This window comes from Bradyrhizobium sp. USDA 3315, from assembly GCF_054056795.1.
Map to the genome: position 1 here is coordinate 824,736 of NZ_JBSRYP010000001.1, position 24,538 is coordinate 849,273.

General features: G+C 65.7%; 19 protein-coding genes and 1 other RNA gene. 11 read left to right on the plus strand and 9 right to left on the minus strand.

Features of this window, described 5'->3' with window-relative positions; all coding sequences use genetic code 11:
- Positions 1-85: 85 nt before the first annotated feature.
- Positions 86-832: a YebC/PmpR family DNA-binding transcriptional regulator gene (locus ACVIYL_RS03760; protein ID WP_028332817.1), complete on the minus strand. Its 747-nt coding sequence runs from the start codon at positions 830-832 to the stop codon at positions 86-88.
- A gap of 212 nt (positions 833-1,044) precedes the next feature.
- Between ACVIYL_RS03760 and ACVIYL_RS03765 the strand changes: the two genes are divergently transcribed.
- Positions 1,045-2,823, plus strand: a complete 1,779-nt coding sequence (locus tag ACVIYL_RS03765; protein WP_456777783.1) for a methyl-accepting chemotaxis protein — start codon at positions 1,045-1,047, stop codon at positions 2,821-2,823.
- Between the two features lie 197 nt (positions 2,824-3,020).
- Positions 3,021-4,445: a methyl-accepting chemotaxis protein gene (locus ACVIYL_RS03770; protein ID WP_456777784.1), complete on the plus strand. Its 1,425-nt coding sequence runs from the start codon at positions 3,021-3,023 to the stop codon at positions 4,443-4,445.
- A gap of 102 nt (positions 4,446-4,547) precedes the next feature.
- Here the strand turns inward: ACVIYL_RS03770 and ACVIYL_RS03775 are convergent, their stop codons facing one another.
- The 5 genes from ACVIYL_RS03775 to ACVIYL_RS03795 all read right to left on the minus strand — a co-directional run bounded on the left by ACVIYL_RS03775 (position 4,548) and on the right by ACVIYL_RS03795 (position 7,255).
- Positions 4,548-5,375, minus strand: coding sequence for a TIGR00282 family metallophosphoesterase (locus tag ACVIYL_RS03775; RefSeq protein WP_092087611.1), 828 nt, complete (start codon positions 5,373-5,375; stop codon positions 4,548-4,550).
- Positions 5,376-5,377: 2 nt separating this feature from the next.
- Positions 5,378-5,956 (minus strand): 5-formyltetrahydrofolate cyclo-ligase, encoded by a 579-nt coding sequence (locus ACVIYL_RS03780; protein ID WP_137476855.1) that lies wholly within the window; start codon positions 5,954-5,956, stop codon positions 5,378-5,380.
- A 171-nt stretch (positions 5,957-6,127) separates the two neighbouring features.
- Positions 6,128-6,288: non-coding RNA, 6S RNA (gene ssrS / locus ACVIYL_RS03785), on the minus strand.
- Positions 6,289-6,554: 266 nt separating this feature from the next.
- Positions 6,555-6,938, minus strand: coding sequence for a cell division protein ZapA (locus tag ACVIYL_RS03790; protein ID WP_028332812.1), 384 nt, complete (start codon positions 6,936-6,938; stop codon positions 6,555-6,557).
- Positions 6,935-7,255 (minus strand): DUF4164 domain-containing protein, encoded by a 321-nt coding sequence (locus ACVIYL_RS03795; protein ID WP_456777785.1) that lies wholly within the window; start codon positions 7,253-7,255, stop codon positions 6,935-6,937. The genes ACVIYL_RS03790 and ACVIYL_RS03795 overlap by 4 nt, the downstream gene beginning before the upstream one ends.
- A gap of 335 nt (positions 7,256-7,590) precedes the next feature.
- Between ACVIYL_RS03795 and tkt the strand changes: the two genes are divergently transcribed.
- From tkt to ACVIYL_RS03835, 8 genes are all read left to right on the plus strand, one after another.
- On the plus strand, positions 7,591-9,573 hold the full coding sequence (tkt, locus tag ACVIYL_RS03800; protein ID WP_456777786.1) for a transketolase: 1,983 nt from the start codon (positions 7,591-7,593) through the stop codon (positions 9,571-9,573).
- 160 nt (positions 9,574-9,733) lie between these two features.
- A complete protein-coding gene (gap, locus tag ACVIYL_RS03805; protein ID WP_016842563.1) occupies positions 9,734-10,741 on the plus strand; it encodes a type I glyceraldehyde-3-phosphate dehydrogenase in 1,008 nt (335 codons plus the stop codon).
- Between the two features lie 178 nt (positions 10,742-10,919).
- A complete protein-coding gene (locus ACVIYL_RS03810; protein WP_456777787.1) occupies positions 10,920-12,116 on the plus strand; it encodes a phosphoglycerate kinase in 1,197 nt (398 codons plus the stop codon).
- 42 nt (positions 12,117-12,158) lie between these two features.
- Positions 12,159-13,226: a class II fructose-bisphosphate aldolase gene (gene fba / locus ACVIYL_RS03815; protein WP_168859026.1), complete on the plus strand. Its 1,068-nt coding sequence runs from the start codon at positions 12,159-12,161 to the stop codon at positions 13,224-13,226.
- Positions 13,227-13,542: 316 nt separating this feature from the next.
- Positions 13,543-14,568, plus strand: coding sequence for a class I fructose-bisphosphate aldolase (locus ACVIYL_RS03820; protein WP_456777788.1), 1,026 nt, complete (start codon positions 13,543-13,545; stop codon positions 14,566-14,568).
- Positions 14,569-15,258: a thiamine phosphate synthase gene (locus ACVIYL_RS03825; protein WP_456777789.1), complete on the plus strand. Its 690-nt coding sequence runs from the start codon at positions 14,569-14,571 to the stop codon at positions 15,256-15,258.
- Positions 15,259-15,265: 7 nt separating this feature from the next.
- Positions 15,266-16,348, plus strand: a complete 1,083-nt coding sequence (locus tag ACVIYL_RS03830) for an HcpA family protein (RefSeq protein ID WP_456777790.1) — start codon at positions 15,266-15,268, stop codon at positions 16,346-16,348.
- A gap of 228 nt (positions 16,349-16,576) precedes the next feature.
- On the plus strand, positions 16,577-17,371 hold the full coding sequence (locus tag ACVIYL_RS03835; protein WP_253624981.1) for an inositol monophosphatase family protein: 795 nt from the start codon (positions 16,577-16,579) through the stop codon (positions 17,369-17,371).
- Between the two features lie 14 nt (positions 17,372-17,385).
- Here the strand turns inward: ACVIYL_RS03835 and ACVIYL_RS03840 are convergent, their stop codons facing one another.
- From ACVIYL_RS03840 to ACVIYL_RS03850, 3 genes are all read right to left on the minus strand, one after another.
- Positions 17,386-18,522 (minus strand): AAA family ATPase, encoded by a 1,137-nt coding sequence (locus ACVIYL_RS03840; protein WP_456777791.1) that lies wholly within the window; start codon positions 18,520-18,522, stop codon positions 17,386-17,388.
- 116 nt (positions 18,523-18,638) lie between these two features.
- On the minus strand, positions 18,639-21,794 hold the full coding sequence (locus ACVIYL_RS03845; RefSeq protein WP_456777792.1) for a multidrug efflux RND transporter permease subunit: 3,156 nt from the start codon (positions 21,792-21,794) through the stop codon (positions 18,639-18,641).
- 6 nt (positions 21,795-21,800) lie between these two features.
- On the minus strand, positions 21,801-23,006 hold the full coding sequence (locus ACVIYL_RS03850; protein WP_456777793.1) for an efflux RND transporter periplasmic adaptor subunit: 1,206 nt from the start codon (positions 23,004-23,006) through the stop codon (positions 21,801-21,803).
- 541 nt (positions 23,007-23,547) lie between these two features.
- On the opposite strand from ACVIYL_RS03850, the gene ACVIYL_RS03855 reads away from it, so the two are divergent.
- A complete protein-coding gene (locus ACVIYL_RS03855) occupies positions 23,548-24,534 on the plus strand; it encodes a flagellar motor protein MotA (protein ID WP_456777794.1) in 987 nt (328 codons plus the stop codon).
- Positions 24,535-24,538: the final 4 nt, after the last annotated feature.

Here is a 24,538-nt window from a genome sequence, read left to right on the forward strand (position 1 = left end):
CTCGAATCAAACGCAGGTCTCTGGAATGCTGGGTCGCCCGCCTTCGCGGGCGATGACAGTGGTGTGTTGGGGGCGGACGACGCTCTTACCCGCCCATCTTCGCGATCAGCGCGTCGGACACCTCGAAATTGGCGAACACGTTCTGGACGTCGTCGTGCTCGTTGAGCAGGTCCATCAGCTTCAACAGTTTTTCGCCGGTCTCGTCGTCGACCGAAACGGTGTTCTGCGGCTTCCAGGTCAGCGCCGCCTTGCGCGGCTCGCCGAACTTCGCTTCCAGCGCTTTTGCGACTTCGCGGAAAGTGTCCTGCGAGGCGTAGACCTCGTGGCCGCCTTCGCTGGAGACCACGTCGTCGGCGCCGGCCTCGATCGCGGCGTCCAGCATGGCGTCGTCGGAGGCGACCTTGGCGTCGTATTCGATGATGCCGGTGCGGTCGAACATGAAGGCGACCGAGCCGGTTTCGCCGAGATTGCCGCCCGACTTGGTGAAGAAGGAGCGGATATCGGAAGCGGCGCGGTTGCGGTTGTCGGTCAGCGCCTCGACGATGACGGCGACGCCGCCGGGGCCATAACCCTCGTAGCGGATCTCGTCATAGTTCTCGCCCTCATTGCCCGCGGCCTTCTTGATGGCACGGTCGATATTGTCCTTGGGCATGTTCTCGGCGCGGGCCGCGACCACGGCGGCGCGCAACCGCGGATTCATCGCCGGGTCCGGGGTGCCGAGCTTGGCCGCCACGGTGATTTCGCGGGCCAGCTTGCCGAAAAGCTTCGACTTCTGGGCATCCTGCCGGCCCTTGCGGTGCATGATGTTCTTGAATTGGGAATGGCCGGCCATGCGACGTCTCTTCGGAGCTTAGGGTCTGAACAGGAATGGAAAACGCGGCCTTATAGGCCCCTCACGGTCAAAATCAAAGGATCGCCGGGGCCCTCCGGCGGAGGAATACTACCGCAAGCCGGAATATGAGGCACTTGTTAACCATGACTTCATGCCCGGATGCGAGGATCGCCCCGTCCCGCCGCAACTTTCCACAGCCCCAAAGAGCCCACATGGCGTTCGGTTTGTTTCGAAAGCAAGTGCCGGAGCCGGCTGCGCCGGCCGTCGCGCCGCAGGTTCCAACCGCGGCCGCAACCCCTGAGGTCTCGGCCGAGACTGATTCGGCCAAGGATTCATCCAAGGATTCCTCCAAGGAGATCCTGGAATTGCTGGAACTCGAGCTCGGCGCGATGATCCGCCAGCTCGAACGCGCCGCGAGCTCGGTCGCCGACGGCGCCGAGGCGACGGCAGCCAAGCTCGCCACCATCCGCACCCGCACCGACGCGCTGACCGGCCGCAGCAGCGATGCGCAGAGCACCGCGACGACGTTCTCGCAAGCCGCCGACCGCTTCACCCACTCCGCCGAGGGCATCGGGGCGCAGGTGCGCAGTGCGAGCCAGCTCGCTGACGACGCCGCGGCCGCGGCGCGCGAGGCCACCGCCAATGTCGATCGCCTGCGCGAATCCTCAGCCGCGATCGGCAACGTCGTCAATCTGATCGCGCAGATCGCGCGGCAGACCACGCTGCTTGCACTGAACTCGACGATCGAGGCGGCGCGCGCCGGTGCCGCCGGCAAGGGCTTTGCGGTGGTCGCAACCGAGGTCAAGGCGCTGGCGGTGCAGACCCAGAGCGCGACCGAGGAGATCACCCGCAAGATCGAGGCATTGCAGAAGGACGCCACCGGATCGGCCGACGCGGTGCACCGCATCTCCCAGGCGATCGAAAAGATCCGCCCGGTGTTCGAGAACGTCAACGGCGCGGTCGCCGAGCAGAATGAAATCACCGGCGAGATGGGGCAGAACGCCGCCTCCGCCTCGCACTTCATCGTCTCGGTCGGCACCAGCGCCGGCGAGATCGACTCGGCAACGCGCGAAGCCGCCGCGCATGGCGACAATGTCGCCAAGGCCGGCAAGGCGGTGACTGCGTTCGCGCAGAAGCTGAAAGCGCGCTGCGCGGTGCTGCTGCGCCAGGACGAGCGCGGCGATCCGCGCAAGAACGAGCGCCTGCCTTGCAGCCTCAAGATCGAGATCACGACCACGCGCGGCATCGTCACCGCACCGGTCTACGAGATCGCGATGGACGGCATTTTGATCGGCGGCGCCGATGCCGAGAAGCTGCCGGCGCAAGAGACCCTGAACGCGACATTGCCGGAGATCGGCGCGTGCCGGATCCGGATCGGCGAGCGCTCCAAGGCAGGCAGCCAGGCCCGCTTCGAGGCGGCAACGGCCGAGCTGCGCGAAAAAATCGAAGACCGGATGTGGGCGATCCACGAGGAGAACGCCGAGCTCGTCACCCGCGCGATCGAAGCCGGCAGCACGCTGAGCAAGATGTTCGAGAACGGGCTGGCGAGCGGCGCGATTACAATCGCCGACATGTTCGACACCGACTATGTCGAGATCGCAGGCACCAACCCGGTGCAGTACCGCACCAAAATGCTGGACTGGGCGGAGCGCACGCTGCCGGCGTTCCAGGACGCATTCCTCGCCAGGGACAAGCGAATGGCATTCTGCGTGATGATCGACCAGAACGGCTATCTGCCCGTCCACAACAAGCTCTACTCGCAGCCGCAGCGGCCGGGCGACGTGGCATACAACACCGCCAACAGCCGCAACCGCCGCATCTTCAACGACGCCGCGGGCCTCGCCGCCGGCCGCAACCAGCGCGCCTATCTGATCCAGACCTATGCGCGCGACATGGGAGGCGGCAACACGGTGATGATGCGCGAGATCGACGTACCGATCCGCGTGCGCGGCCGGCACTGGGGCGGGTTCCGCACCGCCTACAAGCTTTGAACGCTTCGTAGCCCGGATGCAGCGAAGCGTAATCCGGGATGCATGTTTCCACGGGCAGGAGTCCCGGATTTCGCTGCGCTGCATCCGGGCTACACGGTGCGCGCTCAGGCAAGATCGGCAGCGCGAATCACGCTTTAGGGTTGGAATGGGGAATGCTGCGGCGGCCGACAGGCCGCTGTAACGGAGGAAGCGTCGACATGTCGGCCGCGCAGCTTGCAGTTCTGGATACGTCATCGGACCGAACGCTGGCCGAGCGGCTGGTGGACCAGCTCGCCGACCGCATCGGCGGCCTCGGGGTCGAACTCGCCGACATCGCCGGCAACGTCCAGGAAGTCGCGAACCGCGTCAGCAGCCAGTCCGAGCGCTTCCATCATTTGCAGACGACGGCCGAGACGATGGTCGCCGCCAATCACGACATCGCCAACGCATCACAGGCGGTGCAAACGACCGCATCCGCCGCGGTCGGCCAGATCGCGGAGTCGCGCCATGTGGTCGAGACGGCGGTCAGCCATATCGCGGAGCTCGTCGCGGCGGTCGGACGGATCGAGGCGCGGCTCGCCGCGGTCGGCTCCGCGCTGAGCCAGGTCGCCAAGGTTTCCGGTTCGATCGAGGCGATCGCCAAGCAGACCAATCTGCTGGCGCTCAACGCCACCATCGAGGCGGCGCGCGCCGGCGATGCCGGCCGCGGCTTTGCCGTGGTCGCGAGCGAAGTCAAGAACCTTGCGGAAGCGACCCGCCAGGCGACGCATCAGATTTCCGACACCGTGCGCGATCTCGACGGCCAGATCGGCAGCCTGATCGGCGAGAGCAGCGATGCCTCGTTGCGCGCCAAGAGCGCCGGCGAAGGCGCCCAGCAGATTTCGGGCATCATCATGCGCGTGCAGGAAGGCTTCTCATCCGTCGGCGCCGAGATCGGCAGCGTGGCGCGCGCCGCGACCTCCAATCTCGGCCATTGCGACAGCGTGATCGCGGAGCTGAACGAGCTGGCCAAGGGCGTCGACCTCTCCTCGCGCGACCTCAAGCACGCCGACAGCCGCGTCGCGAAACTGCTCGAGCTCTCCGAGAGCCTGATCGTGACCATCGCCGACAGCGGCGTGGAGACCAGTGACACGCCGCTGATCCGTGTCGTGATCGACACCGCAAGGCAGATCTCGGAGCTGTTCGAGAATGCCGTCGCGCGCGGCGAGGTCACGCTCGCGCAATTGATGGACGAGAATTATCGCGAGATCGCCGGCACCAATCCGAAGCAGTACCTGACCGACTACGTCGCGTTTACCGACCGCGTGCTGCCCGCGATCCAGGATCCGATCCAGAAGAGCGATCCGCGCATCGTGTTCTGCGTCGCCTGGGCGCGCAGCGGCTATCTGCCGACCCACAATCCGAACTACCGGCAGCCGCAGGGGCCGGACCCGGTCTGGAACAACGCCAATTGCCGCAACCGCCGCCTTTTCAACGACCGCGCGGTGAGCAAGGTCGCGGCCAACACAAAACCGTTCCTGCTGCAGACCTATCGCCGCGACATGGGCGGCGGCAATTTCGTGCTGATGAAGGACCTGTCATCGCCGATCGTCGTAAACGGCCGCCGCTGGGGCGCATTCCGGATGGGCTTTAGGCAGGGTTGACGGCAGCTCCGTAGCCCGGATGCAGCGAAGCGTGATCCGGGATCAATGCCACCGCGGAGAGATTCCCGGATTTCGCTTCGCTGCATCCGGGCTACGGCAACCTCACTTCACCCAAAACCCCGGCACCGCGGGCTCGAGCCGCCCGCCGGCGCGCACCGGCGCGACCTTCACCGCGAGCCCGGTCGCATCGTCGGTCTCGACCGCGATGCCGCTCAGTGTTGCCACACCGCCCGCCGGCTCGAAACGACCGGAGGGAATGCCGGTGAGGAAGCGCTGCAGCGGCTCCTCCTTCTGCATGCCGATCACCGAGTCATAGTCGCCGGTCATGCCGGCATCGCTCATATAGGCGGTGCCGCCCGGCAGCACCTGATGATCAGCGGTCGGCACATGGGTATGGGTGCCGACCACGAGGCTGACGCGGCCGTCGCAGAAGAAGCCGATGCCCTGCTTCTCGCTGGTCGCCTCGGCATGGAAATCGAGCACGATGGCGTCACAGCCCTCGCGCAGCGGGCAGGCCTCGAGCTCGCGCTCGATGGCGCTGAACGGATCGTTCGAGGACGGCTCCATGAAGACGCGGCCGATCGCGTTGAGGACCAGCGCGCGCTTGCCGCTCTTGGTATCGACCAGCGTGGCGCCGCGGCCGGGCGAATGGCGCGGAAAATTCAGCGGGCGGATCAGGCGCGGCGCGCGCTCGATGAAGACCAGCGCCTCCTTCTGATTCCAGGCGTGGTTGCCGAGCGTGATCGCATCGGCGCCGGCGTCGAGCAGCTCCTGATAGATCGCCTCGGTGATGCCGAAGCCGCCGGCGGAATTCTCGCCATTGACGACCACGAGATCGAGCGACCAGTCCCTGATCATGCCGGGAAGGTGGTCGGCGATGGCGGTGCGGCCGGTCCTGCCGACGACGTCACCAACGAAGAGAATTCGCAAGGTTAGCTACTCCGGAAATCGAACGTCTTGCGCTCCGTTAGCACAAAATCGAGCGGGACGTCGTGCGACAGCGCCGGAATCGCCTTGGTTTCCTGTGCAGCAAAGGCAAGTCCGACCCCGATCACATGCTTGGCCTTGCGCAGATGCGCGAAGGTATAGTCGTAATAGCCGGCGCCGTAGCCGATACGGTGACCGAGCTTGTCGAATGCCGCGAGCGGCACCAGCATCACGTCCGGATGCACCTCGGCGGCGGCCGGCGACGGCTCGGGAATGCCGAGCGGCCCGAGCATCAGCCGGTCCTGCGGCGACCAGCTGCGGAAGGTCAGCGACTGGCCGCGCGCGTTGATGCAGGGCAGCGCGAGCCGCGCGCCCTTGTCGGCAAGCTTCTTCATCAACGGCGCCGGATCGAGCTCGCTGCGGATCGGCGCATAGCCCGAGACGATCATGCCCTGCGCGATCTCGAACGGCGCGCCGCGCTTGGCGAGCGCTTCGGCAGCCGTCGCGCGCTGCTCGTCACTCAGCGCATCGCGCTTGGCGAGAGCAAGTGCCCGGAGCTCGGCCTTCGATGGAGATGCGTGCATGATCCATCTTCCGCTGTCGTCGTCCGCGACAACGGACGATCCATCATTCCAGAGACGCTAGCTTTCGTTAAGGCCAGGCCGCGGCGCGCTGGACGCCCCGTATCGCGGGGCACAACACTGCTAGACAATTCAACCGCCGCAGCGCGACGACAAGGCAACAGCAAAAATAAGTGCGAAGCCGCAGAGGCCGTTGGAGCGCTCGATCCCGGAGTTCCCTACGAAAGTAGGTGGGCACCATATGTCCGGGTCCACGGACCCGGCCAGGGACAGTTCCCTAAAGGATCGATAAGGCCCCGGGGATATATGGCTCCTGACGCACGACGCAGCTTCGCGGGGGCTAATCTAGCCATCGTTGCCCCAATCCGCCAGCGGTAAGGAAGACGCAGCCGAGACCCATGCACTTCTCTCCACCCTCCCCTGGAGGGGGAGGGTCGGTACGCATGAAGCGTAGCGGAATGCGAACCGGGGTGGGGTGATCTCTCAACGCGGGCACTGCGCGTGTGGAAAGACCGTCACCCCACCTCGCCGCTCATTTCATGAGCGTCGATCCTCCCCCTCCAGGGGAGGATAAGATTCACCCGATGCCGGAAAATATAGATCACCCGATCGCGATGCCGCCGCCGATGGTGCGGTTGAGCACCTGCGTGGTGCGCTCGATCCGCTCCGCGGCGGCGTTGAGCGCGTTGGAGACCGCGGTCTGGGTCGCGCGGGCGCGGTCGATGGCGGCAACGCGCGCATTGCGCAGTTGCTCGACCTCTTCCTCGAGGCTGCGGATGCGTGCGCTGGCGTCGACCAGTTCGTCGCAGGCGGTGAGCGCCGCCATCACTGTCAGCCGCGCATCGCCGATTTCGCCGAACTTGCCGCGCAGCGATTCCACGCGTTGCTGGAGATTTTCCGCGAGCTTCAGGAGCCGCACCTCCTGGCCCTCCTCGCAGGCCATCCGGTATTGCCGGCCATTGATGGTGACGTTGATGTGGCTCATCTAGGGTCTCCGCCGTCGAGCACGGCGCGAATGCTGCCGATTGCCGCGTCGAGTTTTTCCGCGATCTCGCGATTGGCGCGCTCGAGCTTGCGCGTCTTCACCAGCGATCCGTCGAGCTCGTCGGCAAGCCTGGAGCGATCGGCGCCGAGCGCCTGGATGCGGCTCGCCAATTCGTTCTCGTCGCGGTCGGCCTCGCGGCGCCGCTCCACCGAACTCTCCAGCGCATCAAGCGCTGCCATCAGCCGCTTGGTCGCAGCATCGATATCGGCAAGCGGTGCCTCGGTATTGCCAGACCCGTTGGCGAGACGATCACTCATGACACGCGGCGTGGACCCTTCAAGTCGGTTGGCTTGGTAGCCTGCGGAAGACAGGCCTGCCGCACGGCAAAACTGGCGGTTCGGCAAGCGTTTACGGGACGAAATTTACGTGGCAAGCGAGGGAAGCGCAACGGCGGCGCAGAACTATGCACCGTTGAATGAAATAGGGCGATTTCGGGCAACTTTTCCCCGTTTTGAGGCGTTTCATCGCCTTGGACTTGCGGAATTGAGGTGCTAATCCACCCCCAACCCGTAAGGCCATCCACGCGCGTATCGCGGCTGCCCGCCCCGATCCGTCCCGCAATCAGCTCCTCATTTTAGGCGGACTTTTCATCATGACGCAGGTCGATCACACCCGTATGGCCAATGCGATCCGTGGCCTTGCCATGGACGCCGTCGAGAAGGCTAATTCCGGCCATCCCGGCCTGCCGATGGGCGCCGCCGACGTCGCGACCGTCCTGTTCACAAAATTCCTGAAATTCGATGCGGCCGACACGGCGTGGCCCGATCGCGACCGCTTCGTGCTCTCGGCCGGCCATGGCTCGATGCTGCTCTATTCGTTGCTGTACCTCACCGGCAACAAGGACATGACGCTCGACCAGCTCAAGCATTTCCGCCAGCTCGGATCGCTGACACCGGGACACCCGGAGAACTTCCACACCAGGGGCATCGAGACCACCACCGGTCCGCTCGGCCAGGGCATCGCGACCGCGGTCGGCATGGCGCTCGCCGAGAAGATGCTGGCCGCCGAGTTCGGCAAGAAGATCGTCAACCACCACACCTATGTGCTCGCCTCCGACGGCGACCTGATGGAGGGCATCTCGCAGGAAGCGATCGCGCTCGCCGGTGTCTGGCGGCTCAACAAGATGATCGTGCTGTACGACGACAACGGCATCTCGATCGACGGCCCGACCTCGATCTCCGATTCCGTCGATCAGGTGAAGCGCTTCAAGTCCGCAGGCTGGGCCGCCGAATTGATCGACGGCCACGATCCGCAGGCGATCGCCGCTGCAATCACCCGCGCGCAGAAATCCAACAAGCCCTCGATGATCGCCTGCAAGACCACGATCGGGTACGGCGCGCCGCACAAGGCCGGCACCGCCAAGGCGCATGGCGAGGCGCTCGGCGCCGACGAGCTCAAGGCGGCCAAGGAGAAGCTCGGCATCTCGCTCGAGCCGTTCTCGGTGCCCGACGATGTGCTGAAGGCCTGGCGCGAGGCAGGCGCCCGCGGCGCCGCCGAGCACAAGGCGTGGGACGAGCAGTTCGCGCAGCTCGGCAGCCGCAAGCGCGCCGAGTTCGAACGCCGCATTCGCCACGAGCGGCCGCAGTCGCTCGCCAAGGGGCTGCGCGCTTTCAAGAAGGGGCTCCTTGAAAATCCGCTCAACGTCGCGACCCGCAAATCGTCGGAAGCAGCGATCGAGGTGATTGCGGCTGCGATGCCGATGGAATTCGTCGCCGGCTCCGCCGACCTCACCGGCTCCAACAACAACAAGGCGAAGTCGGCGACGGCGTTCGGTGCCAAGACGCCGAAGGGCCGCTTCATCCATTACGGCGTCCGCGAGCACGGCATGGCGGCGTGCCTCAACGGCATCTTCCTGCACGGCGGCTTCGCGCCGAACGCCGCCACCTTCCTGGTGTTCACCGACTACGCGCGCGGCGCGATGCGGCTGTCGGCGCTGATGGGCACCGGCGTCGTCTATGTCATGACCCATGACTCGATCGGCCTCGGCGAGGACGGCCCGACGCACCAGCCGGTCGAGCATCTCTCCGCGCTCCGCGCGATGCCCAACATGCGCGTGTTCCGTCCCTGTGACGCGGTCGAGACCGCCGAGTGCTGGGAACTGGCGCTCAACCGCGTCGACGGACCGACGGTGCTGGCGCTGACCCGCCAGAACCTGCCGCAGCTCCGCACCACGGCGCCGAACGACAACCCGTGCAGCCACGGCGCCTATGAGCTGGTCGCGGCGCAGGGTGACGCAAAAGTGTCATTGTTCGCGTCGGGTTCCGAGGTCCAGATCGCGGTCGAGGCGCAGAAGCAGCTCGCCGGACGCGGCATCGCGACGCGGGTGGTCTCGGTCCCGTCGCTGGAATTGCTGCTGGCACAGCCCGCCGAGCGGCAAAATGCCATTATCGGCAACGCCCCGGTCAAGATCGCGATCGAGGCTGCGGTACGCTGGGGCTGGGATGCCGTGATCGGCCATGACGGCGAATTCATCGGCATGCACGGATTCGGCGCCAGCGCTCCGGCGAAGGACCTTTTCCGGCATTTCGGCATTACTGCTGAAGCCGTCGTTAACGCTGCCACGAAGCGCGTCTGACGCTGGCCTGACACCCGTCGGCCAAGGTTGAGCTTGTCGCAAAAAAGGATTACCTAAGCTCCATCTTTTCCGTACGCGCCCGGCCGAACCGGGCGTTCCGCCGTAAAAACCTCGTGGGAGCGCTCCCGCGGGGCTGACAACAGCATTAGAGGAGACGAGCATGGCAATCCGCGTCGCGATCAACGGGTTTGGGCGTATCGGCCGCAACATTCTGCGCGCCATCGCCGAGTCCGGCCGCAAGGACATCGAGGTGGTCGGCATCAACGACCTCGGCCCGGTCGAGACCAACGCACACCTGCTGCGCTTCGATTCCGTGCACGGCCGCTTCCCCGGCACCGTCACGGTCGACGGCGACACGATCAGCCTCGGCGACAACAAGATCAAGGTTTCGGCCGAGCGCGATCCCTCCAAGCTGCCGTGGAAGGCGCTCGGCGTCGACGTCGCGCTGGAATGCACCGGCATCTTCACCGCGAAGGACAAGGCCTCCGCGCACCTCACCGCCGGCGCCAAGCGCGTGCTGGTCTCGGCGCCCGCCGACGGTGCTGACGCCACCATCGTCTACGGCGTCAACCACGACACGCTGACCAAGGATCACCTGGTGATCTCGAACGGCTCCTGCACCACCAACTGCCTCGCGCCGGTCGCCAAGGTCCTGAACGACACCGTCGGCATCGAGACCGGCTTCATGACCACGATCCATGCCTATACCGGCGACCAGCCGACGCTCGACACCCTGCACAAGGATCTCTATCGCGGCCGCGCCGCGGCGATGTCGATGATCCCGACCTCGACCGGTGCCGCGAAGGCGATCGGCCTCGTGCTGCCCGAGCTGAAGGGCAAGCTCGACGGCGTCTCGGTCCGCGTTCCGACCCCGAACGTTTCCGTGATCGACCTCAAGATCGTCGCCAAGCGCGCAACCGACGTCAAGGAGATCAACGAGGCGATGAAGCGTGCGTCCGAGCAGCAGCTCAAGGGCATCCTCGGCTACACCAACGCGCCGAACGTCTCGATCGACTTCAACCACGATCCGCACTCGTCGACCTTCCACATGGACCAGACCAAGGTGCAGAACGGCAACTTCGTGCGCGTGATGTCCTGGTACGACAATGAGTGGGGCTTCTCGAACCGTATGGCGGACACCGCCGTCGCGATCGGCAAGCTGGTTTAGGTTCGACTGTTCGTGATGCCCGGCTCACCGCCGGGCATCTGCGTGTTTGCCGCTCCGTCATTCCGGGATGGTCCGCAGGACCAGACCCGGAATCTCGAGATTCCCCGATGCGCAATTGCGCATCTGAGGTTCGATGCTACGCATCGCCCCGGAATGACCCCAGGAGTTCGACACCCCCATGACAAAATCGTTCCGCACCCTCGACGACGTCAACGTGAAGGGCAAGCGCGTGCTGCTGCGCGTCGACCTCAACGTCCCCATGGAAAATGGCCGCGTCACCGATGCCACCCGGCTCGAGCGCGTGGCCCCCACCATCAGCGAAATTTCCGACAAGGGCGGCAAGGTGATCCTGCTCGCCCATTTCGGCCGCCCCAAGGGACGCGATCCCAAGGAATCGCTGAAGCCGGTCGCCGACGCGCTGTCGAAGGTGATCAAGCGCCCGGTCGGCTTCGCCGAGGACTGCATCGGCGAGCCCGCGGCCGCCGCTGTCGCGGCCCTCAAGGACGGCGACATCCTCTGCCTGGAAAACACGCGTTTCCATAAGGAGGAAGAGAAGAACGACGCCGGCTTCGTCGCTGAGCTCGCCAAGCTCGGCGACATCTGGGTCAACGACGCCTTCTCCGCCGCGCATCGCGCCCACGCCTCGACCGAAGGCCTCGGCCACAAGCTTCCCGCCTATGCCGGCCGCACCATGCAGGCCGAGCTCGACGCGCTCGGCAAGGCGCTGGAAGCGCCGACCAAGCCGGTGATCGCGATCATCGGCGGCGCCAAGGTCTCGACCAAGATCGACCTCCTGGAAAACCTCGTGAGCAAGGTCGACGCGCTGGTGATCGGCGGCGGCATGGCCAACACCTTCCTGCACGCGCAGGGCGTCGCCGTCGGCAAGTCGCTCGCCGAAAAGGATCTTGCCCCGACCGCGCTGCGGATCATGGAAAAGGCCAACGCCGCCAATTGCGCGATCATCCTCCCCGTCGACGCTGTCGTCGCCAACCAGTTTGCCGCCAACGCGCCGTCGCATGCCTATGGCCTCGATGCGATCCCGGCCGACGGCATGATCCTCGACGTCGGTCCGCAATCGATCGCGCGCATCCATGCCGCGATCGACGACGCGGCGACGCTGGTCTGGAACGGACCGCTCGGCGCCTTCGAGCTGACGCCGTTCGACCGCGGCACCGTGGTGTCGGCCAAGCATGCCGCCGAACGCACCAAGGCCAGGAAGCTGATTTCGGTCGCCGGCGGCGGCGACACCGTCGCGGCGCTGAACCAAGCGGGCGTCGGCGGTGATTTTTCCTACGTCTCGACCGCGGGCGGCGCGTTTCTTGAATGGATGGAAGGCAAGCCGCTGCCGGGCGTCGAAGTTCTGAAAAACCGTTGATTTAGGTTACATCCGCGAACTTGCACTACAGGGAGAAATGGAATGGCTCGCATTACGTTGCGGCAACTGCTCGACCACGCGGCCGAGCATGATTACGGCGTACCTGCCTTCAACATCAACAACATGGAACAGGCGCTGTCGATCATGGCGGCAGCCTCCGAGGTCGACGCGCCCGTCATCATCCAGGCTTCGCGCGGCGCGCGGTCCTACGCCAACGACGTCATGCTCAAGCACATGATGGACGCCGTCACCGAGATCTACCCGCAGATCCCGGTCTGCGTGCATCTCGACCACGGCAACGAGCCCGCCACCTGCATGACCGCGATCCAGTCCGGCTTCACCTCGGTCATGATGGACGGCTCGCTGAAGGCCGACGGCAAGACCCCCGGCGACTGGGACTACAATGTCGGCGTCACCAAGACCGTGACCGGCATGGCCCATCTCGGCGGCATCTCGGTGGAAGGCGAGCTCGGCGTGCTCGGCTCGCTCGAGACCGGCATGGGCGACAAGGAAGACGGCCATGGCGCCGAGGGCAAGCTGTCGCACGACCAGCTGCTGACCAACCCGGACGAGGCCGTGAAGTTCGTCAAGGAAACCAAGGTCGACGCGCTGGCGATCGCGATGGGCACCTCGCATGGCGCCTACAAGTTCACCCGCAAGCCCGACGGCAACATCCTCGCCATGAACGTGATCGAGGAAATCCATCGCAAGCTGCCGAACACGCATCTCGTCATGCACGGCTCCTCGTCGGTGCCGCAGGAGCTGCAGGAGATCATCAACGCCAATGGCGGCAAGATGAAGCCGACCTGGGGCGTGCCGGTCGCCGAGATCCAGCGCGGCATCAAGAACGGTGTGCGTAAGATCAACATCGACACCGACAACCGGATGGCGATGACCGGTCAGATCCGCAAGGTGCTGAAGGACAATCCGGAAGAGTTCGATCCGCGCAAATACCTCAAGCCCGCGATGGAGGCGATGACCAAGCTGTGCAAGCAGCGCCTGCAGGAGTTCAACACCGCGGGCCAGGCCAGCAAGATCAAGAAGGTGCTGACCACGGCGGAAATGGCCAAGCGCTACGCCGCGGGCCAGCTCGACCCCAAGGTCGCCTGACGTATCTCTCCCTCTCCCCGCCCTTCGCGGGGAGAGGGTTGGGGTGAGGGGCTGCTTCCACGAGCGGCGAATGCGGTTAGACCTGTACCCCCTCGCCCGGATTGCATCTAGCGATGCAACATAGCCGAAGCTCGACTTCGGCGTTCTTTGCCGACGGCCGCCGAAGGCGGCCTATGCCTCTCCCCGCAAGCGGGGCGAGGTGAACAGAACAAGCCAAATCTACGCGCGATCTCAGCCGCGACGAACGTTTTCTAGGCAATTGCCCGAGAACCGCCTATTTTGGTTTGCAAAGGCAATGGCTCTGGAGGACGCCCCGATGAACCTCTCCGACCTCAACAAAATCGCGCTTGCCATGGTCACCCCGGGCAAGGGCATTCTCGCCGCCGACGAATCCTCCGGCACCATCAAGAAGCGGTTCGACGCCATCAAGGTCGATTCGACCGAGGACAATCGCCGTGACTATCGCGAGATGCTGTTCCGCTCGCAGGAGGCGATGAGCAAGTACATCTCCGGCGTCATCCTTTACGACGAGACGATCTGGCAGAATGCCAAGGACGGCACGCCGCTGGTCAAGCTGATCGAGCAGGCCGGCGCGATCCCCGGCATCAAGGTCGACGAGGGCACGCAGGCGCTGCCGAACTGCCCAGGCGAACTCGTCACCGTCGGCCTCGACAAGCTCGCCGAGCGGCTGAAGAAATATTACGAGCGCGGTGCGCGCTTTGCGAAGTGGCGGGCGGTGATCGATATCGGACCGCGAATCCCGACCCAGACCGCGATCCGTGCCAACGCCCATGCGCTGGCGCGCTACGCCGCGCTGTGCCAGGCCGCGCAGATCGTCCCGATCGTCGAGCCGGAGGTGCTGATGGACGGCGATCATGACATCGACCGCTGCTACGAGGTGACGCAGCGCGTGCTGAACCGCACCTTCCAGGAATTGCGGGTGCAGCGCGTCGCGCTCGAAGGCATGATCCTGAAGCCGAACATGGCGATCTCGGGCAAGAAGTGCCCGAAGCAAGCGCCGGTGCAGGAAGTCGCCGAGAAGACCATCCGCCTGCTCAAGAGCTGCGTGCCGGCCGCGGTGCCCGGCATCGCCTTCCTCTCCGGCGGCCAGAGCGACGAGGAAGCGACCGCGCATCTCGACGCCATGAACAAGTTCGGCAATTTGCCCTGGCGGCTGACCTTCTCCTACGGCCGCGCGCTGCAGGCGGCGCCGCAGAAGGCGTGGTCCGGCAAGCCCGACAACGTCCCCGCGGGCCAGCGCGCCTTCTCGCATCGCGCCCGGATGAACGGGCTCGCGAGCACCGGCAATTGGGAAGCCGGCCTCGAGAAACAGGCGGCATAGTTGGCGACCAAGCCCGTTCCGCCGCGGCCGACGCCGCGCCTCTATCTGGCAACGCCGGCGGTCGATGAGCCTGCGCGGCTTGCGGCCGAGCTCACCGAGCTGCTTGCCGCGGCCGATGTCGCGGCCGTGCTGGTGCGGCTGCGCGAGAGCGATCCGCGCAGCATGATCTCCACCATCAAGGCGCTGGCGCCCGCGATCCAGAACGCCGGCGCGGCGCTGCTGATCGACGGTCATCCCGATATCGTGGCCCGCGCCGGCGCCGACGGCGCGCATCTGACCGGCGTCGCCGCGATGAAAGAGGCGTCGCCGGCGCTGAAACCCGACCGCATTGTCGGCGTCGGCGGACTCGCGACCCGCCACGATTCCATGGCCGCGGGCGAAGCCGGTGCCGACTATGTGCTGTTCGGCGAGCCCGACGCCAACGGACAGCGGCCCTCGCGCGAGGCCATCGCCGAGCGGCTGGAATGGTGGGACGAATTGTTCGAGCCGCCCTGCATCGGCTTTGCAACCTCGCGCGAGGAAGCCGAGACGTTCGCGGCGGCCGGCGCGGATTTCGTGCTGGTCGGAGACTCCATCTGGTCCGATCCGCGCGGCGCCAAGGCGGCGCTTGTCGAGATCGGAGAGGCGATTGCGCGGGCGCATGCAGGCACATTCGGCAAGGCCAAGGCCGACGGAAAGGCCGAGGGATGACGCCGGAATGAAATGCCTGCGTCCGATAGGTGTTGCGCTCGGCTGCACGATGCTGGCGAGCGGCGCGATGGCGCAGCTCTCGATCACGCCGCCGGCACAGACGCCGCCCGCGAAGAAGGAGGCTCCGAAGCCGAAGGTGCATTCGCCGGTCGCGAAGAAGCCGACGCCCAAGCCCGCCGCCTCCGCGACGCCGAAGCCTGCCGCATCTCCGACGCCCTCGCCGACCCCGACCCAGGCCGTCGACGATCCCAATGTCGACCTCGTCTACGGCGCCTATCAGCGCGGCATGTACAAGACCGCGTTCGACCTCGCGACCGCGCGCGCGCAGAACAACAACGATGCCAAGGCCATGACGATGCTGGGCGAGCTCTATGCCAATGGGCTCGGCGTCAAGCGCGACTACGTCAAGGCCGACGAGTGGTACAAGCGCGCCTCCGATGCCGGCGACCGCGAGGCGATGTTCGCGCTCGCCATGATGAAGATCGCGGGCCGCGGCGGCGCGGTCGACAAGGATGCCGCGGTCAAGCTGCTGGCGTCGTCGGCCAAGCTCGGCGAGCCGAAGGCGGCCTATAATCTCGCGCTGCTCTATCTCGACGGCCAGACCCTGCCGCAGGACCTCCGCCGCTCCGCCGAGCTGTTGCGCATGGCCGCCGACGCCGGCAGCCCCGAGGCGCAATACGCGCTCGCGACCTTCTACAAGGAAGGCACCGGCGTGCCGAAGGACCTCGAGAAGGCGGCGCGGCTGCTGCAGGCCGCCTCGCTGGCCGACAATGTCGATGCCGAGGTCGAATATGCCATCGCCCTCTACAACGGCTCGGGCACGCCGCGGAACGTGCCGGCGGCGGTGGCGCTGCTGCGCAAGGCGGCCCGGCAGAACAGCGCGATCGCGCAAAACCGCCTCGCCCATGTGCTGGCGACCGGCGCCGGCGCCCCGGTGGACAAGGTCGAGGCGCTGAAATGGCACACGGTCGCCAAGACCGCCGGCAAGGGCGACCCCGATCTCGACGACATCCTCGCCGATATGAGCCCGGAAGACCGCGCCAAGGCCGAGGCAGCCGCGCGAAAATGGATCGGAAACAACGTCAAATGACGCCTTGACGGCGCCACTTCCAGAGGGCACCCAGTCCGGAAACTCGGGCGGCTAGGTCGCTCCCTCCTGATCCGTCATCCTGAGGAGCGCGAAAGCGCGTCTCGAAGGATGAACGGCCCGGTCCGGGGCCGTGCACCCTTCGAGGCTCGCTGCGCTCGCACCTCAGGATGACGGATTTGCGTGCGCCGCCTGATCGACTTTCACATTCTCGGGTCACAAGTTCTCATCATGCTCTATTCCGCTCTCATCAATGTCATGGTCAAGGCCGCGCGCCGCGCCGGCCGCAGCCTCAAGCGCGACCTCGGCGAGATCGAACATCTCCAGGTGTCGCTGAAGGGGCCGGCAAACTTCGTCTCGCTCGCCGACAAGCGCGCCGAGGAGATGCTCTACACCGACCTCGAGAAGGCCCGGCCCGGCTACGGGTTCGTCGGCGAGGAAGGCGGCAAGCGCGAAGGCTCTGACAAGAGCCACACCTGGATCGTCGATCCCCTGGACGGCACCACCAACTTCCTGCACGGCATCCCGCAATTCGCGATCTCGATCGGGCTGAAGCGCGAGGACACCGTGATCGCCGGCGTGATCTACAATCCCGCCAATGACGAGCTCTACATCGCCGAGCGCGGCAAGGGCGCGTTCCTCAACGACCAGCGCCTGCGCGTCGCCGGCCGCCGCCAGCTCAACGAATGCGTCGTGGCCTGCGGCCTGCCGCATATCGGCCGCGGTAGTCACCAGCTGGCGCTGCAGGAGATGGCGGCGCTGCAGACCAAGGTCGCGGGCTTCCGCCGCTTCGGCGCCGCCTCGCTCGACCTCGCCTTTGTCGCCGCCGGCCGGCTCGACGGCTATTGGGAGCGCAATCTGCAGGCCTGGGACGTCGCGGCCGGCCTGCTGATGGTCCGCGAAGCCGGCGGCACCGTCTCCGGCATCCAGGGCAATGACGACCCGCTGCAGACCGGCCACATCGTCTGCGGCAACGAGTTCGTGCACGGCGAGCTGATCAAGATCCTGAAGCCGCTCGGGCAGTAACGCGACGGCGCGATTTAATCGTCGTCATCCTCATCATCGTCGTCCTGCCCGTCACGAAATTCACCGCCCGCGGTCAGGCCCTCGATGGTCGTGGCGCCCTTCGCCTTGATCACCCGGCGCGGCGGGACCGCGCTCTCGCTGCGCAGCGCCTCCATCAGTTGTTCCGAATGGGTGACGATCCAGATGTCGGCGCGGCGCGACGCCCTGGCGATCAGCCTCGCCAACGGCGCCAACAGCGAGGGATGCAGGCTGGTCTCGGGCTCGTTCAGCGCGATGAACGGCGGCAGCCGATAGCCCATGAACACGGCGAGCAGGCAGATATATTTCAGCGTGCCGTCGGATAGTTCGTGCGCCTTGAACGGGCGCGGCACGTCAGCCTGCTGCAGCTCGAATTCGCACCGTCCGTTTTCCGCCCATGCCCGGAGCTCGGCACCCGGGAACGCATCCTCGATCGCATCCTGCAAGTCGACCGCATCCTGCCTGATCGCGCTGAGCGTTGCCAAGGCGGCGGCCAGGTCGCTGCCATCGGCGCTCAGCGAGGGCGTCGTGATGGCGAGACAGGGCTTTCGAATCGGCGAGCCCGGATCGGTGCGAAAATCGTGATAGAAGCGCCAGCTCTGCAGCGAGTTTCGGATCAGGTCGATTTCGGGGCACGCCTTGCCGTCGAGGAAATCCGCGAGCGCGGTCTCCGACGGCAGCACCGCATCCTTGTGCTCGCTCCAGGCGCCGCTCTCGCCGCGGACGCTGACGTATGAATTGGTCCGCTCCATCATCAGGACTTTGCGCTTGCCGTGGATCGCCTCGATGCGTTCGGACTTGATCATCGGCTCGCCGGGAAATGCCGCCTCGAGCGGGCCGGGATGCCCGAGCTCGATGGCGTATTTGACGTGATCGAACCTGACCTCCAACCGCAGCCTTGCATCCTCGCCGCGCTTGCGCAGGCCCGACCAGCAGACCGAGTTCAGCCCGCCCTCGTCAGCGATCGTGCGCGTGATCCGGCCGGTCGCAGCATCCCGCAACAGCGACAGGGACTTGTAGAGATTGGATTTACCGACACCGTTCTCGCCGACGAAGACGGACAGCGGCTGGATGGGCATGAAGAGCCGCCGGATCGAGCGATAATTCGAGATCGCAATATCGCTCGGCCGCATCGCATGCCCTCAATCGCCGGGTTGCCCAAACGCTTCCCGTTCAATCCAGAGCTGCAATCTGGATTGGTCGGCTTGCGAAAGCAAGCCGCTGATCTGACCAGCGTCGGTCCCTGATGTCAGTGACCGATCCTTGCCGGCGCGGGCGGGCCATACACCTCACCCTGCTCCGGCGCCGTCTCACGGTCGCCGGCCAGCACGCGCTGCACGCTGACGAAGAACACCGGCACCAGAAGCAGCGCGAGGATCACCACCGCGATCATGCCGCCCATCACTGACGTGCCGAGTGCCTGCTGGCTGGCGCCGCCGGCACCGGTCGCGATCGCCATCGGCAGCACGCCGCAGACGAAGGCCAGACCGGTCATCAGGATCGGGCGGAATCTGAGACTGCAGGCCTCGATGGTCGCCTCGACCAGCGGCTTGCCCTGCGCGCGCAGATCCTTGGCAAACTCGATGATCAGGATCGCGTCCTTGGCGGCAAGACCGATGATGGTGATCAGGCCGACGGTGAAATAGACGTCGTTTGAGAGCCCGCGCATCGTCGCCGCCACCACCGCGCCGAGAATGCCGAGCGGAATGGTGAGCAGCACCGCGAGCGGAATGGTCCAGCTCTCATAGAGCGCGGCGAGCAACAGGAACACCACCAGCACCGACAGCGCGAGCAGGAACGGCGCCTGCGAGCCCGACAGCTTCTCCTGCAGCGACTGGCCGGTCCATTCATAGCCGAAGCCACGCGGCAGCTTGTCGGCGAGCCGCTCCATCTCGGCGATCGCATCGCCCGAGGTGAAGCCCGGCCGCGCCTCGCCGGAGATGCGCACCGCCGGATAGTAGTTGAAGCCCGCGATCTGCGTCGGTCCCTTCGACCACTCGATGGTGGCGAAGGCCGAGAACGGCACCAGCTGGCCGCGGCTGTTCTTGACGTTGTAGTTGAGGATGTCGTCCGCGTTCATGCGGCTGGTCTTGTCGGCCTGCACGATGACGCGCTGCATGCGCCCGCGGTTCGGGAAGTCGTTGATGTAGTTCGAGCCGAGATTGGTCGAGATCGTGTTGTTGATGTCCTCGAAGGTGAGGCCGAACGCGCCCGCCTTCTCGCGGTCGATCATCAGATTGACCTGCGGCGCCGGCGGCAGGCCTTCGACATAGACCTTCTGCAGGATCGGGCTGGCATTGGCCTCAGCGATCAGGCGATCGGACGCGGCGATCAGCGCCGAATAACCCTTCTGGCCGCGGTCCTGCAGGCGGAACGAGAAGCCCGAGGAGTTGCCGAGGTTGTCGATCGGCGGCGGCTGCAACGCCGAGATCCTGGCGTCGCGGATCGACGACAAATCGCGGTTGATGTCGGCGACGATGGCGGCGGCGGAATCCTTCGGGCCGCGCTCCGACCAGTCCTTCAGGGTGATGAAGGCCTGCGCGGTGTTCATGCCCTGGCCGAGGAAGCTGAAGCCGGTGAGGAACGTGACGTTCTCGATGCCGGCGCGGTCCTTGAGGTACTTCTCGACCTGCTCGACCGCGGCTTCGGTGCGGGCATAGGACGACTCCGACGGCGTCTGCACGTCGGTCGTGATGAAGCCCTGGTCGTCGACCGGCAGGAAGCCGCCGGGCAGCCGGACGAAGCCGTAGGCGACGCCTGCGAACAGCACCAGATAGATCAGCATCAGGCGGCCGGTGCGCTTCAGCCCGGCCTGCACCGTGCTGACATAGCCGGCGCGGCTGGTGTCGAGCACGCGGTTGAACCAGCCGAACACGCCCTTGCTGGCATGGCCGTGGCCCTTCTTGACCGGCTTGAGCAAGGTCGCGCACAGCGCCGGCGTCAGCGACAGCGCGAGCAGCGCCGAGAACGCGATCGCCGCCACCATGGTGACCGAGAACTGCCGGTAGATGATGCCGACCGAGCCGGGGAAGAACGCCATCGGCACGAACACCGCCATCAGCACCAGCGTGATGCCGATGATGGCGCCGGTGATCTGCGACATCGCTTTCTTGGTGGCTTCCTTCGGCGGCAGACCCTCCTCCGCCATGATGCGCTCGACGTTCTCGACCACGACGATGGCGTCGTCGACGAGGATGCCGACCGCCAGCACCATGCCGAACATCGTCAGCATGTTGATCGAGAAACCCGCGATCATCAGCGTGGCGCAGGCGCCCAACAGCGCCACCGGAACCACGATGGTCGGGATGATGGTGTAGCGGATGTTCTGCAGAAACAGGAACATCACGACGAACACCAGCACGACGGCCTCGACCAGCGTCGTCAATACCTTCTTGATCGAAGCCTCGACCACCGGCGTGATGTTGTAGGGGATTTCGTAGGAGATGTTGGCCGGGAAGAAGCGCGACAGCTCCTTCATCTTGGCTTCGACCGCGCTCGCGGTCGCCAGCGCATTGCCCTTCGGCGACAGCAGCACCGAGAGGCCGGCGGTCGGCTTGCCGTCGAGGCGGGTGTTGAACTGGTAGCTGAGGCCGCCGATCTCGATCCGCGCGACGTCGCGCAGGCGGACCGTCGAGCCGTCGGCGTTGGCGCGCAGGATGATGGCGCCGAACTCGTCGGGAGAGGACAGCTGGCCCTTCACCAGCACCTGCGCGGAAATCTTCTGGGTATCTGTGCTCGGCTCGGCGCCGATGCTGCCGGAGGCGACCTGGGCGTTCTGCGCCGTGATCGCCTTGTTGACGTCGTCGGCGGACAGGCCGTAGCCGACCAGCTTGGCCGGATCGATCCAGATCCGCAAGGACCGCTCGGTCGAATACAGCGTGGCGCGGCCGACGCCGGGGATGCGGCGCACCTCGCCCAGCACGTTGCGGATCATGAAGTCGCCGAGGCCCACTTCATCCAGCGAGCCGTCGGTCGAGTTCAGCGTGATGATCTGCAGCACGGCGGACGAGGCTTCCTCGACCAGGATGCCCTGCTGGATCACGGCGCGCGGCAGCCGCGCCTCGACGCGCTTGAGGCGGTTCTGCACCTCGACCGAAGCCTGGCTGGTGTCGGTGCCCGGCTTGAAGTTGGCGATGATCTCGACCTGGCCAAGCGAGTCGGAGGTCGATTCGAAGTTCAGGATGTTGGCGGCGCCGTTGAGCTCCTCCTCGATCAGCCGCGTCACGCTGTTGTAGAGGTTCTCCGGCGACGCGCCGGGATAGCTGGTCGAGATCGAGATCGAGGGCGGCGCGATGATCGGATATTGCGCGACCGCGAGCAGCGGAATCGAGATCGCGCCGATCAGACAGATGAACAGCGCGACGACCCAGGCGAAGATCGGCCTGTCGATGAAGAAGCTAGGCATATCGGATCACCGCACTGCGTGCGCGGTCTGGTGCGAATCCGTCGGTGCTGCAGCTGCGTCGACCTCGCGCCAGGCTTGCGGCCGGACCTTGTCGCCGGCGGCGAATTTCTGGAACCCCTCGACGACGACCTTGTCGCCGGCCTTCAGGCCATCGGTCACGAACCAGGAACCACCCTGCAGCGAGCCGGTGCGCACCGGCTGCACCGCGACGTGATTGTCGGCCTTGACAACGAACACCTCGCTGCCGCCGCCGCCATTGCGCTGGATCGCCTGCTGCGGCACGGCAATCGCATCGCTGTCGATGCCCTGCTCGATCAGCACGCGCACATACATGCCCGGCAGCAGGATGCGATGCGGGTTCGGGAACTCGCCGCGCAACGTCACCTGCCCGGTATAGGCGTCGACCTTGGCGTCGGAGAACAGCAGCTTGCCCGGCAGCGGGTAGATCGAGCCATCGTCGAGCACGAGGCGCACCTTCATCGCGTCGGGCGCGATGCGGTCGAGATCGCCGCTCTCGAAGGCACGGCGGAGCTGGTTCATCTCGGTCACCGACTGCTGGAAGTCGGCGTAGATCGGATCGAGCTGCTGGATGGTCGCAAGGCTCGCGGCGTCGTTCTGCACGACGAGCGCGCCCTCGCTGACCAGCGCCGCGCCGATGGTGCCGTCGATCGGCGCGCGGATCGTCGCATAATCCAGATTGAGCTTGGCGCGCGCAACTTCGGCCTCGCGTCCCTGCACATCGGCTTCGGCCTGCTTCAGCGTCGCGATCGCCTTTTCGTTCTCGGCTTCCGGCGCCGCGCGCTGGCTGGTCAAGGTGGCGATACGGCGGGCCTGCAGCGCGGCCTGTTCGAGCACGGCCTTGGCGCGCGCCAGCGCCGCCTCGGTCGACTGCAATTCGACTTCGAACGGGAGCGGATCGATCTGGTACAGGGGATCGCCGACCTTCACCTCGCTGCCCTGATGGAACATGCGGTTGACCACGATGCCCGAGACGCGCGGGCGTACCTCGGAAACACGGGTCGGCGCGATGCGGCCCGGCAGCTCGCGCAGCATCGCGCGCGCCTGCGGCTTCACGGTGACGACACTGACGTCCGGCTCGGGTGCTTGCACGGCGGCGGTTGCGGTGTTCGGCTCGTCGCAGCTTGCAAGCAGTGGCGCCGTCACGGCCAGCATCAGAGCAATGCATGCCGATTGCGCGCGAAGTCCAGACATTGAGATAATCGCCCCTGAAACGTTTGAACAAACGAACGGCGGTGTCACGGCGACACCGCTCGTGTTGCTGTGATGAAAATAAAATCTGCTTGCTGCGACGCAATGCGTTTTTGGGCGGCTCAATGTCACAGAACGCTATCGCTCTGATTTCGCGGCATCTTTTGTCTTGTCACCGCATTGTGAGCGGGTTCCATCGCAGGCTGTGGGAATGCATTAAGGTCTGCATGAGCGGGAACCCTGCCATTTTGCCTGCGCGGAATGCCGCACCTCGCAACATCGAGACAATCGGACCGAATCACCATCGTCGCGTTCGCCTCACCGAATGACGCGTGCAAGCCGACCTCATTTCGCGATCTGCGGGTGGGGTGTGCAACTCAGTGGATAGTGAAGCGAGGAGCGGTCGGAAAGCCGTGCAAAGCGGCAACGGCCCACGAGATTCCAACTCAAGGTCCTGTTTGCTGCCCCTGGAATCGGCTTTCCTCACTCCGCCGCTGTGCCATATTGCTCGCAGATGCGGCCTTCGCGAACGGATGACCCGGCAATGCCTCCTTCCCGCTCCGACATGGAGATCGAATTGAGCAAGCTGTCCTCGCCTCGGATCTTCCTGGTGCGGATGCTGGTGTTCCTGGTGCTCTGCAGCCTGGTCGGGGTCGTGCTGTACAAGCAGATCGTCACGGCCTTCTTTGCCAATCCGGGGCTGAACGCCCTGATCGGGGCGGTGCTGCTGATCGGCATCATCCTGGCGTTCCGCCAGGTGATCCGGCTCTATCCCGAGGTCGCCTGGGTCAACAATTTCCGCATCGCCGATCCCGGCCTTGCGATCGAGCGCCGCCCGACGCTGCTTGCCCCGATGGCCGCGATCCTCGGCGGCGAACGCTCGGGGCGGATGTCGATCTCGCAGCAGACCATGCGACATCTGCTCGATTCGATCGCAACCCGCCTCGATGAAGCCCGCGACATCTCGCGCTACATGACCGGCCTGTTGGTGTTCCTCGGCCTGCTCGGCACGTTCTGGGGCCTGATCGAGACGGTGGGCTCGGTCGGCAAGGTGATCGACGGGCTCAAGGTCGGCGGCGACTCCGGCGCGCTGTTCGATACGCTGAAGGAGGGCCTCGCCGCGCCGCTCGGCGGCATGGGCATCTCGTTCTCGTCCTCGCTGTTCGGCCTCGCCGGCTCGCTGATCCTCGGTTTCCTCGACCTGCAGTCGAGCCAGGCCCAGAACCGCTTCTACACCGACCTCGAGGACTGGCTCGCCGGCACCGTGCGCGGCATTTCCGGCGATGAACCTGGCGTCTCCGGCGACATGCAGGGCGCGATCGATCGGCTCCGCACCGCGCTCGAGGAAGGCGGCGGCGGCCGCAGCACCACGGCCGCGATGGCCAATCTTGCCGAGGCGATCCAGGGACTGGTTGCGCATATGCGCACCGAGCAGCAGATGATCCGGGAATGGGCCGACGGCCAGGGCGAGCAGAACCGCGAGATCAAGCGGCTGCTCGAACGCCTCGCCCGCCAGCCCGAGAAGAGCTAGCCGG